General features: G+C 73.4%; 11 protein-coding genes. 8 read left to right on the top strand and 3 right to left on the bottom strand.

Annotated features, from left to right (window positions below):
• Nucleotides 1–87 precede the first annotated feature (87 nt).
• Complete coding sequence (locus ACFV4F_RS28105; RefSeq protein ID WP_380506517.1) at nucleotides 88–792, top strand: ABC transporter ATP-binding protein; 705 nt, start codon at nucleotides 88–90, stop codon at nucleotides 790–792.
• The gene (locus ACFV4F_RS28100; protein ID WP_380506514.1) at nucleotides 789–3,371 is read left to right on the top strand and encodes an FtsX-like permease family protein; all 2,583 of its coding nucleotides are present in this window, start codon (nucleotides 789–791) and stop codon (nucleotides 3,369–3,371) included. Before ACFV4F_RS28105 ends, ACFV4F_RS28100 begins: the two co-directional genes overlap by 4 nt.
• Nucleotides 3,372–3,545: 174 nt before the next feature.
• Here ACFV4F_RS28100 and ACFV4F_RS28095 read toward each other — a convergent pair whose 3' ends face one another.
• From ACFV4F_RS28095 to ACFV4F_RS28085, 3 genes are all read right to left on the bottom strand, one after another.
• Nucleotides 3,546–4,427 carry a metallophosphoesterase family protein gene (locus ACFV4F_RS28095; RefSeq protein ID WP_380439352.1) on the bottom strand — a complete coding sequence of 294 codons (882 nt, stop codon included), beginning with the start codon at nucleotides 4,425–4,427 and terminating at the stop codon, nucleotides 3,546–3,548.
• Between the two features lie 125 nt (nucleotides 4,428–4,552).
• Complete coding sequence (locus ACFV4F_RS28090; RefSeq protein WP_380506511.1) at nucleotides 4,553–4,837, bottom strand: DUF4190 domain-containing protein; 285 nt, start codon at nucleotides 4,835–4,837, stop codon at nucleotides 4,553–4,555.
• 87 nt (nucleotides 4,838–4,924) lie between these two features.
• Nucleotides 4,925–5,080, bottom strand: a complete 156-nt coding sequence (locus ACFV4F_RS28085) for a hypothetical protein (protein ID WP_380439356.1) — start codon at nucleotides 5,078–5,080, stop codon at nucleotides 4,925–4,927.
• 163 nt (nucleotides 5,081–5,243) lie between these two features.
• Between ACFV4F_RS28085 and ACFV4F_RS28080 the strand changes: the two genes are divergently transcribed.
• From ACFV4F_RS28080 to ACFV4F_RS28055, 6 genes are all read left to right on the top strand, one after another.
• Nucleotides 5,244–5,930: a TetR family transcriptional regulator gene (locus tag ACFV4F_RS28080; RefSeq protein WP_380506508.1), complete on the top strand. Its 687-nt coding sequence runs from the start codon at nucleotides 5,244–5,246 to the stop codon at nucleotides 5,928–5,930.
• Between the two features lie 153 nt (nucleotides 5,931–6,083).
• The gene (locus ACFV4F_RS28075) at nucleotides 6,084–6,998 is read left to right on the top strand and encodes a trypsin-like peptidase domain-containing protein (RefSeq protein WP_380506505.1); all 915 of its coding nucleotides are present in this window, start codon (nucleotides 6,084–6,086) and stop codon (nucleotides 6,996–6,998) included.
• A gap of 139 nt (nucleotides 6,999–7,137) precedes the next feature.
• Nucleotides 7,138–8,661: a S28 family serine protease gene (locus tag ACFV4F_RS28070; protein ID WP_380506502.1), complete on the top strand. Its 1,524-nt coding sequence runs from the start codon at nucleotides 7,138–7,140 to the stop codon at nucleotides 8,659–8,661.
• Between the two features lie 201 nt (nucleotides 8,662–8,862).
• Nucleotides 8,863–9,570, top strand: a complete 708-nt coding sequence (locus ACFV4F_RS28065) for a TetR/AcrR family transcriptional regulator (protein WP_380506499.1) — start codon at nucleotides 8,863–8,865, stop codon at nucleotides 9,568–9,570.
• Nucleotides 9,554–11,188, top strand: coding sequence for an acyl-CoA dehydrogenase family protein (locus ACFV4F_RS28060; protein ID WP_380506496.1), 1,635 nt, complete (start codon nucleotides 9,554–9,556; stop codon nucleotides 11,186–11,188). Before ACFV4F_RS28065 ends, ACFV4F_RS28060 begins: the two co-directional genes overlap by 17 nt.
• Nucleotides 11,185–12,093 carry an amidohydrolase family protein gene (locus ACFV4F_RS28055; RefSeq protein WP_380506493.1) on the top strand — a complete coding sequence of 303 codons (909 nt, stop codon included), beginning with the start codon at nucleotides 11,185–11,187 and terminating at the stop codon, nucleotides 12,091–12,093. Before ACFV4F_RS28060 ends, ACFV4F_RS28055 begins: the two co-directional genes overlap by 4 nt.
• Nucleotides 12,094–12,109 lie beyond the last annotated feature (16 nt).

Raw genomic sequence — 12,109 nt, 5'->3', positions numbered from 1 at the left:
GCGCGTCCGGGGGGGGTGGTTGGGTGTGGACCTCTTCATACACCGCGCCCCGCGCGCGGCCCCCCCCCCCCTGGGGACGCCGTCCCCGTGAAGGTCTACGGCGTCGGCGGCACGGAGGTCCGGGCGCTGGACCGCGTCACGGTGGAGTTCCCGGCCGGGCGCTTTACCGCGATCATGGGACCGTCCGGCTCGGGCAAGTCCACCCTGATGCACTGCGCGGCCGGCCTCGACACCCTCACAGCCGGCCGCGCGTGGATCGGGGACACCGAGCTCGGCCCACTGGGCGACCGGCGGCTCACGCTGCTGCGCCGGGAGCGGCTCGGCTTCGTGTTCCAGGCGTTCAACCTGGTGCCCACGCTCACCGTCCGGGAGAACATCACCCTCCCGCTGGACCTCGCCGGGGCCGCCCCCGACGAGGCCTGGCTGACGACCCTCATCGACGTCGTCGGCCTCGGCGACCGGCTGCACCACCGGCCGAGCGAGCTCTCCGGCGGCCAGCAGCAGCGGGTCGCGGTGGCCCGGGCGCTGGCCGGGCGGCCGCAGGTGGTCTTCGCCGACGAGCCGACGGGCAACCTCGACTCCCGCACCGGCGGCGAGGTCCTCGGCCTGCTGCGCCGCGCGGTGGACGAGATGGGCCGGGCCGTCGTCATGGTCACCCACGACCCGACGGCGGCCGGGTACGCCGACGAGGCGCTGTTCCTCGCCGACGGACGCCTGGTGGACCGGATGGAGCGGCCCACGTCCGGGCTGGTGCTGGACCGGATGAAGGCCTTCGAACGGGGGCGGTCGTGACGGTCCTCGACCCGGTCGTGCTGCGCCTCGGCCTGCGCTCGCTGCGCGCTCACAAGCGGCGGCTGGCCGGCACGCTCCTGTCCATCCTGCTCGGCGTCAGCTTCCTCACCGGCACGATGGTGCTGGGCGACACCCTGCGGGCCAACTTCGACACCCTCTTCGCCGATGCCAATGCGGGCACCGACGTCGTCGTGCGCAGCGCCGACGTGCTCGACTCCCCGGGGACGCCCGGCGGTGTCCGGGCACCGGTGGACGCGGCGCTCGCCGACCGGCTGCGCGCCGTGCCCGGGGTCGCGGCCGCCGAGCCGTCCGTCCAGGGCGCGGGCCAACTCGTCGGCGCCGACGGCAGACCGATCGGTGGCCAGGGCCCGCCCACCCTCGCGGGGAACTGGCTCGCCGACGGTCGGCTCAACCCGTACCGGCTGGCCGAGGGCCGGGCGCCGGCCGCCCCGGGCGAGGTCGTGATCAACCGGGGGGCCGCCAAGAGCGGTGGGCTGCACGTCGGTTCGACCACCGTGCTGCGCACGCCCGATCCGGTGCCGGTCACCGTCGTTGGCATCGCGACCTTCGGCGCGAGCGCGGACGGCATGGGGCCGAGCACGTTCACGGCGATGACGTTCGCGGACGCCGAGCGCCACCTCACTCCCGAGGGCGCGGGGCAGGCCAGTTCGATCCAGGTCCGCGCGGCGGGTGGGGTCTCCCAGCAGGAGCTGGCGGCCCGGATCGCGCCGCGGCTGCCGGCCGGGGTGCAGGCGGTCACCGGCGCGGCGGCCACCCGGGAGAGCACCCAGCAGCTGTCCGGGCGCTTCCTGAGCATGTTCACCACGCTGCTGCTGGTCTTCGCCGGGATCGCACTGCTGGTGGCCACGTTCACCATCCACAACACCTTCGCGATCGTGGTCGCCCAGCGGACGAGGGAGAACGCGCTCCTGCGGGCGCTCGGCGCGGTCCGCGGCCAGGTGCTCGCGGCGACGCTCGCCGAGGCCCTGGCGGTCGGCGTGCTGGCCTCGCTCGGCGGGCTGCTGGGCGGGATCGGGGTGGCGACCGGGCTCAAGGCGCTGTTCTCGGCGCTCGGCTTCGCGCTGCCGACCGGCGGCATGGTGATCAGCACCGCCGCGGTGGTGCTGCCGCTCGCGGTCGGGACGCTGGTCGCGGTGGGCTCGGCGCTGCTGCCCGCCGTGCGGGCCGGGCGGACGGCACCGCTGGCGGCGCTGCGCGAGACCGGCGTCGACCGGGCGGCCCAGGGGCGTTCGGGCGTCCTGCGGGTGCTGCTCGGGGGCCTGCTGATCGCGGGCGGGGTGCCGGCGGCGGTGCTCGGTGCCACGGACGGTCCGTCGGTGCTCCTGACGGCCGGCGGGGCGCTCGCGGTGCTGGTCGGCGTGGTGGTGCTCGGGCCGGTCGCGGCGGCGTTCGCGGTACGGGTCCTGGGCGCGCCACTGCCCCGGCTGCGCGGGGTCTCCGGCACCCTGGCCCGTCGCAACGCGGCCCGCAACCCGCGCCGGACGGCGGCCACGGCGAGCGCGCTCATGATCGGGGTCGCGGTGGTGACGCTGTTCACCGTCTTCGGTGCGTCGATCAAGGCCACCCTGGACGACACGGTCGACAAGTCCTTCGCGGGCGATCTCGCCGTCACCGCACCGTCGTTCGGCGCGGGCGGCAGCGGGATCAGCCCCAAGGCGGCCGACGCGCTCGCGGGACTGCCCGAGGTGCGGCAGACGGTCGGCCTCGGCCGCGGCGTGGCCCGGATCGACGGTCACGGCCGGGTGCTGGACGTCACCGATCCGGCCCGCCTGGTCGGGATCGTCGACCTCGGCCGGGTCGAGGGCTCGCTGGACGCCCTCGGCACGGACGGACTGGCGGTCTCCCGCGGCGAGGCGGAGCAGCAGGGCTGGAAGCTCGGCCAGAGCGTGACGGTCGGCTTCGCGGACGGCGCGAGCGGTCCCTTCGCCATCCGCGCGCTCTACGAGGGCGGCGGGCTGGCGGGGGACTACCTGATAACCCGCCAGGCCTGGGCGCCCCACCGGGGGCAGGACAGCGACACCCTGGTCGCGGTCGGGCTGCGGGCCGGCGTCTCCCCGGCGGCCGGCAAGGCGGCGGTGCAGCAGGCGCTGGTCCCGTACGGCGGTCCGCAGGTGCAGGACCGGGCGGAGTACGCGGCGAGTGCGGCCTCCGGGGTCGACACGATGCTCTCGGTGGTCTACGCCCTGCTGGCGCTGGCGGTGCTGATCGCGCTGCTGGGCATCGCCAACACGCTGACGCTGGCGGTGCACGAGCGGACCAGGGAGCTGGGCCTGCTGCGGGCGGTCGGCCAGACCAGGGCGCAGCTGCGGGGCATGGTGCGCTGGGAGTCGGTGCTGGTGGCCGCCTTCGGGACGGTCGGCGGGCTCGGGCTCGGGGCCTTCCTCGGCTGGGCGCTCGTGCGGGCCTCCGACAGCGCGGGGACGGGTTCGTTCGCGATACCGCCGGTGCAACTGGCGGTGGTCCTGACGGCCGGTCTGCTGGCGGGCGCGGTGGCCGGGCTCCGTCCGGCGGGCCGGGCGGCACGGCTGGACATCCTGCGGGCGATCGCCACGGACTGACCGGCGGGAGAGCACGGGACCACAGGGAGGTGACCGAAGAAGAGCCCAGGCCGGAGAAGGGCCGACAGCGAAGAAGGGCCCAGGACGAGGAAGGGCTCAGCGAAAGGAGAACCAAGGAACGGACATGGCGAACGCCCCCAGGAGAAGGCACCGACCCGGCACCCGGCCGGGACGTCAGTCCGCCGCCCGCGGGAACACCTCCCGCAGCAGCGGGTCCGGCAGGCCGCGGCGGCGCCACTCGCGCGGGTAGCCGAGCGAGACCTCCTCGAAGGGCACGCCGTCGTAGCTGGTCTTGCGCGGGATGTGGAGGTGGCCGTAGATCATCGCGGCGGTGTTGAAGCGGCGGTGCCAGTCGGCCGTCAGCTCGGTGCCGCACCACTGGGCGAACTCGGGGTACCAGAGGATCTCGGTGGGGTGGCGGACCAGCGGGTAGTGGTTGACCAGGACGAGCGGCAGGTCCGGGTCGCAGGCCGCGAGCCGCTGCTCGGTCAGCCGGACGCGCTCGCGGCACCAGGAGTCGCGGTCCGGGAACGGATCGGGGTGCAGCAGCCGCTCGTCCGCGCACACGATGCCGCTCTCGTAGGCGGCCGCCAGGGACTCCTCCTTGGTGGTCGTGCCCGGCGCACGGAAGGAGTAGTCGTAGAGGAGGAAGAGCGGGGCGACGGCGACCGGCCCGCCGGCACCCTGCCAGACCGGGTACGGGTCCTCGGGGGTGAGCACCCCGAGCCGGCGGCACATGGCGACCAGGTGCTCGTAGCGGGCCACGCCGCGCAGCTGCACCGGGTCCTCGGGGTGGGTCCACAGCTCGTGGTTGCCGGGGGCCCACACCACGCGGGCGAAGCGTTCGGCGAGCAGTCCGAGCGCCCACTCGATGCTGGTGGAGAGCTCGGCGACGTCACCGGCGACGATCAACCAGTCGTCGGGGCTGGTGGGTTGGAGCTTCTCCACCAGGCCGCGGTTCTCCTCGTAGGAGATGTGCAGGTCGCTGACGGCGAGCAGCCTCCCGCCCGCCGCGCCGCTCCCCGGCTGCGCTCCGCTGCCGTACTCGGTCGTCACTCCTGCCCCCTGTGGTCACCGGTCGATGCCGCCACAGTACGGGGCAGGGCCGGGTTCGCGGGGCGGAACCGCGGAGCTCAGCGGCGCGCGGGGAGGCGGCCGGGCTCAGGAGCTGGGGGTCCGGTTCAGGAGCCGAACTCCATGATCACGCCGTGCGCCGAGACGGTGGTGGCGGTGAAGACGGCGAGCGCGGCGACGCCGAGCACGAGGCCGAGGACCGCCCGGCCGCGTCGCCGGGTGCCGCGGACCAGGGCGAGCGTGCCGAGGACGATGGCCAGCGGGCCGAGGACGATGTTGAAGATCAGCAGGCCGGGGAGGCCGAGCAGGAAGGAGGCGACGGCGAGGTTGTCGGCCTCGGTGACGGTCCCTTGGCTCGCGGTGGCCGGCTGGTGGTCGGTGACGGTGCTCATGACGGTGGCGGGTCCTCTCTGGTGAAAGGAGCGGTGAAAGGGGCGGAGAAAGGAGCTGGGTCGGAAGGAGCCGAGGGCGGCAGGGGCTCAGCGCTGCCGCAGGCGGGCGATGCCCTCGCGGGCGCCGAAGGCGAGCAGCCAGGCGGTGATGGCAGCGGAGGCGGTGAGGAAGACCGGGAGCGAGGTGTGTGCGGCGGCGCCGATCAGGACACCCATGGCGACGAGGGCGGAGAGCAGGATCACGGCCGACCAGTCCTTTCCGGTTTCGGCTTCGGTTTCGGATTCGACGTCGGGTTCAGTCTCGGCGTCGAGCCTGACCCCGGTTTCGGTTGACAAGTGTTCACCGAGTTGGCCTCACTCTACGCCGGGCTGGCCAGGTTCGGCAAACAGTTGTTTACTGAATGGCGTGAATCACACCGAGGGGGCCGAGTCGCCCCGGAGCGCAGGGGCCGAGCAGCCCGAGACCGTCGGCGTCAGACAGGCCCAGAAGCAGCAGAGCCGCCGGGCGCTGCTTGATGCAGGCCTGCGCCTGCTGGCCGATCAGAATCTCGCGAGCCTCGGCGTCCGCGAGGTCACCCGCGCCGCCGGGCTGTCGCCGGCCGCGTTCTACCGGCACTTCCCGGACCTCGCCGCGCTCGGCGTCGCGTTGGTCGAGGAGTCGCTGGCGAGCCTGCACCTCATGATCCGCTCGGTGCTCGTCGGGGAGGGCGGCGCCGAGGAACTGATCGACCGCGCGGTCGACGTCATCCAGCGGCACGTCCGCGAGAACCGTGCGCACGTGCGCTTCCTCGCGCGCGAGCGGCATGGCGGTGTCCGACGGGTGCGGGAGGCGATCGACGCCGAACTCGGCCGTTTCGCGGCGGAGGTGGGTGCGGCGCTCGGGCTCCAGCCGGTCTCGGCGGGCTGGAGCGAGGGCGACCTGCGGATGCTCGCCGAGTTGTACGTGGACCACATGGTGTCCACGGCCGCCGCGTTCCTGGAAGCGCTGGAGGCCCAGGAGGCCGATCCGGGCCGCGAAGGGCGGATCGCCGCGACGGCCCGGCTGCAGTTGCGCCTGATCAGCGTCGGTCGGCGCCACTGGCAGAGGAGTTGAGCGCACCGGTCGGCCGGAGTCGATGACCGCGGCCGGGGTGTGCTCCGGCCCTTCCGAGCGACCTCTCCGTTGACCTCTCGGTGGCGGCGGACCTCTTGACATCTAGTCATGTCCGCGACAGCTTTGGTGGACCCCCACACCGAGAGGTCTCTCATGAGGAAGCCGCTCATAGGCATGCTCGCGACGGTCCTGGTCGCCGGAGCCACCACGCTGGCCGGACTGGCCCCGGCACAGGCCGCCCCCCTTGCGAACGCCCCCCTTGCGAACGCCGCCCCCCTTGTGAATGTCGCGACGGGCGCCAAGGGCGCCATCGCCGCCCCCGCCCCGGCGGATGCCGCCGTCGACTTCACCGGCACGGTGGCGCTCGACAACTGTTCCGGGTCGCTGGTCCGGATGCCCGGCTCGGCAGGCAGTGACCCCGCACTCGTCCTGTCCAACGGCCACTGCCTGGAGTCCGGTATGCCCGGCCCCGGTCAGGTGGTCACCGACCAGCCGTCCAGCCGGACGTTCACCCTGCTCGACGGTTCCGGCGCCGACCTCGGCACGCTGAACGCCGTCAAGGTGGTCTACGGCGCCATGACCGACACCGACGTGTCGATCTACCAGCTCGACTCCAGCTACGACACGATCCAGGCGCAGTACGGGATCGCTCCGCTGACCGTCTCCGCCGACCACCCCGCCCAGGGGGCCGACATCCGGGTGGTCTCCGGTTACTGGAAGCGGATCTACTCGTGCTCGGTCGACGGTTTCGCCTACCAACTGCGGGAGGCGGACTGGACGTTCAAGGACTCGGTCCGCTACACGTCCGGGTGCAACGTGATCGGCGGCACCTCCGGCTCGCCGGTGGTCGACGCGAACAGCGGGTTGCTGGTCGCCGTCAACAACACGATCAACGAGAACGGCCAGTCCTGCACGCTGAACAACCCGTGCGAGGTCGACCAGGGCGGCGCGGTGACGGTCCACCAGGGCATCGGCTACGCCCAGGAGACGTACATCATCCCGCCCTGCTTCGGCGCCGGGAACGTCCTCGACCTCACCCTGCCCGGCTGTGCCCTTCCCCGCCCCTGACCAGCACCTTCCGCGATGGGCCGCCCGCCACCCGGCGGGTGGCCCATTCGGCCGTCCACCGGGCGGCCGCCGCACCAACCGCACCGCAGAGTAGTGCCGATGAGGCAGCTGTCATATCCGTTGACCAGATGGAGAGTTGATGAGCACCAGGTTCAGGAGACTGCTGGTTTCCGCCCTGCTGATACCGCTGCTGAGCGCCGGCGGCGGCCTGGCGGCCCCGGCGTTCGCGCAGGCCCCGGCGTCCGCGCAGGGCACGGCCGCGACCGCCGCCCACGCGCAGCGCGACGTGGCCGCCGACCCGACCGCGGACATCAAGGCCCGCCTCGCGGCGATCCCGGGGATGACCATCACCGAGGAGAAGCCGACCGACGCGGACCACCGGTACTTCCTCCTCACCTACACCCAGCCGATCGACCACTTCCGTCCCTGGCTGGGCACCTTCCAGCAGCGCATCAGCGTGCTGCACCGCGGCTACGACCGCCCGACCGTCTTCTACACCAACGGCTACACGCTGGGCACCACGCCCTCGCGCACCGAGCCGACCCGGCTGGTCGACGGCAACCAGGTCTCCATCGAGTACCGGTACTTCACCCCGTCGCGCCCGGAGCCGGCGGACTGGACCAAGGCCGGCATCCGCCAGGCGGCCGCAGACTCGCACCGGATCGTGACCGCGCTCAAGGAGATCTACCAGCAGGAGTGGCTCTCCACCGGCGCCAGCAAGGGTGGCATGTCCTCCACCTACTACCGCCGGTTCTACCCGGACGACGTGGCGGGCACGATCGCGTACGTCGCGCCGAACAACACCGACGTGAACGACGACGCGCCGTACTCCGAGTTCTTCCGGAACGTCGGCACCCCCGAGTGCCGGGCCGCGCTCGACGCGGTGCAGCGCGAGCTGCTGGTGCGCCGGGACCGGCTGGAGGCGCGCTTCACGGCCGACAACAAGGCGGCCGGCTCGACCTTCGCCGTCGTCGGTTCGGTGGACCGGGCCTACGAGGGCAGCGTGCTCGACGTGGTCTGGGGCTTCTGGCAGTACAGCCTGCAGTCCGACTGCGCGAAGGTCCCGGTGGCGGCCACCGCGACCGACGACGAGCTGTACAAGTGGTTCGACGCTCAGGAGGGCGTGACCAGCTCCAGCGACCAGGGCCTCGCCAAGTACACCGCGTACTACTACCAGGCCGCGACCGAACTCGGCGCGCCCTACTTCGACGTCTCGTACCTGAAGGACCTCCTGCACTACGACTACAAGGAGCTGTACGCGCCCCGCGCGTACGTGCCCAAGGAGATCCCGACCACCTTCAACCCGAAGGCGATGCCCGACATCGACCGCTGGGTGAAGCGCGAGGCCGAGCGGATCATCTTCGTCTACGGCGGCAACGACCCGTGGGGCGCCAAGCCGTTCGAGCTCGGCCGGGGCAGCGACGACTGCTACGTCTACACCGTCCCGGGCGGCAACCACGGCTCCAACATCGGCAAGCTGCCGGCCGAGGAGTCGGCCGCGGCGACCGCCAAGGTGCTGGAGTGGGCCGGCCTGGCCGGTGGCCAGGACGACGCGCGCTCGCTCGCGAAGTCGCAGTCGCAGGCACCGTCGTCGCAGTACCGGATCCCGCCGTTCGGCCCGCTCGACGAGGAGGGCCAGAAGCTGGAGCGCCACCCGCTCTAGTGTCGTAGCCGGGTACCACGCACGCAGGAAGGCCGCCTCCGCTCGGTGAATTCGAGGGGGCGGCCTTTCGCGTCCGGTTCTCGCTCCGGCTTTCGCGTCCGGCTTTCGCGTCCGGCTCTCGCGTCCGGCTTTCGCGTCCGGCCGGAAGCCGCCCCCGCCGAACCCCTCCCCGAAGCAGTGAATCGGTGCTTCAATGCTTCCGTGGCCTACCGACGCACCCCCGCCGTCCAAGCCCGTCTGGACGCCCAGCGCGAGGCCGTGCTGCAGGCGGCCGTCGGCCTGCTCGCCGAGCGCGGGTACGGCGGCTGCACGATGGCCGCGGTCGCGGACCGCGCCGGGATCGCCACCGGCAGCGTGTACCAGCACTTCACCAACAAGGCCGAGTTGTCGGTGCAGTTGTTCCGCCGGGTGGTCACGCGCGAGATCGCTGCGGTGAACGCGGCCGTCGCCCGCCGGGAGACGCCCGAACAGCGGATCGCCGCGGTCGTGGAGACGTTCGCCGCCCGTGCCCTGCGCGCGCCACGGCTGGCGTACGCGCTGCTGGTCGAGCCGGCCGACGCGGTCGTGGACGCCGAACGCCTGGTGTTCCGGCGGGCGTTCCGCGACGTGATCGCGGCCGAGATCGCCGCCGCCGTGGCCGCCGGGCGGCTGCCCGCCCAGGACCCGGTGCTGACCGCCGCCGCCCTGGTCGGCGCGGTCGGCGAGGCCCTGGCCGGCCCCCTGGCCGCCGAGCCCGAGCCCGATCTGGCCCGCATGGAGCCCGAGCCCGCGCTGGCCCCCGCCGAGCCCGAGCCGCCCCGCACCACCCCCGCCGGAGCCGGACCCGAACGGACCACCGCCGAGGTGGTCCCCGCCCTGGTCTCCTTCACCCTGCGTGCCCTGGGAGGACGCGATGACAGCGACGCATGAGGTCACCAACCAGGTGCCCCTGCCGTACGGACACGACACCGCCGCCGATCCGACCCTGCTCGCCGCCCTGGACCGGGCCGGCGCCGGCTGGGCCGAGCCCGAGCTGCGCGAACTCGGCCGCCTGGCCGGCTCCGAGCAGGCCGCCGAGTGGGGCCGGCTGGCCAACGAGAACCCGCCGGTGCTGCGCACCCACGACCGCTTCGGCCACCGGATCGACGAGGTCGAGTTCCACCCGGCCTGGCACGAGCTGATGCGCACCGCCGTCTCCCACGGCCTGCACGCCGCGCCCTGGCGGGACGGCCGGCCCGGCGCCCACTCCGCCCGCGCCGCGAAGTTCTTCGTGTGGGGCCAGGTCGAGGCGGGCCACACCTGCCCGGTCTCGATGACCTACGCCGCCGTCCCGGCCCTGCGGGCGAACCCTTCCCTGGCGGCCGAGCTGGAACCGCTGCTGGCCGCCACGGAGTACGACTTCGGGCTGCGCGAGCCGCGCTCCAAGCGCGGGCTGATCGCCGGCATGTCGATGACCGAGAAGCAGGGCGGCTCGGACGTCCGCACCAACACCACCACGGCCACCCCGCACGCGGACGGCACCTACCGCCTGACCGGCCACAAGTGGTTCACCTCGGCGCCGATGTCCGACCTCTTCCTGACGCTCGCCCAGGCGCCGGGCGGGCTCAGCTGCTTCGTGCTGCCGCGCGTGCTCCCGGACGGCGGCCGCAACCGCCTCCACCTGATGCGGCTCAAGGACAAGCTGGGCAACAAGTCCAACGCCTCCGCCGAGCTGGAGTACGACGGCGCGGTGGGCTGGCTGGTCGGCGAGGAGGGCCGGGGCGTGCCGACCATCATCGAGATGGTCAACATGACCCGCCTCGACTGCACCGTCGGCGGCGCCTCCGGCATGCGCTACGGCGCGACCCGGGCCGTCCACCACGCCGTCCACCGGCGGGTGTTCGGCAAGGCGCTGGTGGACCAGCCGCTGATGCGCAACGTGCTCGCCGACCTGGTGGTGGAGTCCGAGGCCGCCACGGCCGTCGCCATGCGGCTGGCCCACGCCACCGACCTCGCCCTCGCCGGGGACGAGAACGAGGCGCTGGTACGGCGGTTGGGGCTGGCCGTCGCCAAGTACTGGGTCTGCAAGCGCGGTCCGGCGCACGCGGCCGAGGCGCTGGAGTGCCTGGGCGGCAACGGCTACGTGGAGGAGTCCGGCATGCCGCGGCTCTACCGGGAGGCGCCGCTGGTCTCGATCTGGGAGGGCTCGGGCAACGTCGCCGCCCTGGACGCGCTGCGGGCCATGGCCAGGCGCCCGGAGAGCGTCGAGGCGTTCCTCGGCGAGCTCGACTCGGCGGCCGGCGCGGACCGCCGCCTGGACGCGGCGGTCGCCGAACTGCGCAAGCAGCTCTCCGACCCGACGGACCTGGAGTACCGCACCCGCCGCCTGGTCGAGGCGATGGCGCTGGCCTTCCAGGGCTCGCTGCTCGTCCGGTACGGCAGCCCGGCGGTGGCCGACGCCTTCTGCGCGACCCGCCTCGGTGGCGACCACGGCGGTGCGTTCGGCACCCTGCCGCCCGGCGTCGACGTCACGGAGATCATCGACCGCGCCCGCCCGGTGCCCGCGTGAACGACCACACCGCGGAAGGCGCCGAGGCGGCGGTCGTCCGGGCGTTCTGGCGGGACCTCGGCCTGCCCGGCCTGATCGACGTGCACACCCACTTCATGCCGCAGAACGTCCTCGACAAGGTGTGGGCGTACTTCGACGCGGCCGGCCCGCTGGTGAACCGCCCCTGGCCGATCACCTACCGGGAGGCCGAGGAGCGGCGCGTCGAGCGGCTGCGGGAGTTCGGTGTCCGCGCGTTCACCTCCATGCTCTACCCGCACAAGCCGGGCATGGCCGCCTGGCTGAACGCGTGGGCCGCCGACTTCGCCGCCCGCACGCCGGACTGCCTGCACACCGCGACGTTCTTCCCCGAGCCCGGGGCGGCGGAGTACGTGGCGCGCGCGATCGACGAGGGCGCCCGGGTGTTCAAGGCGCACCTCCAGGTCGGCGGCTACGACCCGGCGGACGCGCGGCTGGACGACGTGTGGGGGCTGCTGGCGGAGAGCGGCACCCCGGTGGTGACGCACTGCGGATCCGGGCCGGTGCCGGGCAAGTTCACCGGTCCGGGGCCGATCGGCGAGGTGGTGGCCCGCCATCCCGGGCTGGTGCTGGTGGTCGCCCACCTCGGCATGCCCGAGTACCGGGACTTCCTCGACCTCGCCGAGCGCCACCCGGCCGTCCGGCTGGACACCACGATCGCGTTCACCGACTTCGCCGAGGCCGACGTCCCGTTCCCGCGCGACGAACTCCCGCGCCTGCGCGGGCTGCAGGAGCGCGTCCTGCTCGGCAGCGACTTCCCGAACATCCCGTACCGGTACGTCCACCAGCTGGAGTCGCTGGCCGGGCTGGGCCTGGGGGAGGAGTGGCTGCGGGCCGTCTGCCACGACAACGCGGCGGGTCTGTTCGGTCTCGGCGGCCCGTCCGCGTAGGCCGCCGAACGTCCGC

The sequence above is a fragment of the Kitasatospora sp. NPDC059722 genome, assembly GCF_042733235.1.
Lineage (GTDB): Bacteria > Actinomycetota > Actinomycetes > Streptomycetales > Streptomycetaceae > Kitasatospora.
Note: the sequence above shows the minus strand (reverse complement) of the source record. Positions and strands in the feature narration are given on the sequence as shown.

Coding starts and splice junctions, on each gene's coding strand:
- ACFV4F_RS28060 (WP_380506496.1), top strand. CDS start 9,554: ATGACAGCGACGCATGAGGTCACCAACCAGGTGCCCCTGCCGTACGGA.
- ACFV4F_RS28075 (WP_380506505.1), top strand. CDS start 6,084: ATGAGGAAGCCGCTCATAGGCATGCTCGCGACGGTCCTGGTCGCCGGA.
- ACFV4F_RS28070 (WP_380506502.1), top strand. CDS start 7,138: ATGAGCACCAGGTTCAGGAGACTGCTGGTTTCCGCCCTGCTGATACCG.
- ACFV4F_RS28090 (WP_380506511.1), bottom strand. CDS start 4,837: ATGAGCACCGTCACCGACCACCAGCCGGCCACCGCGAGCCAAGGGACC.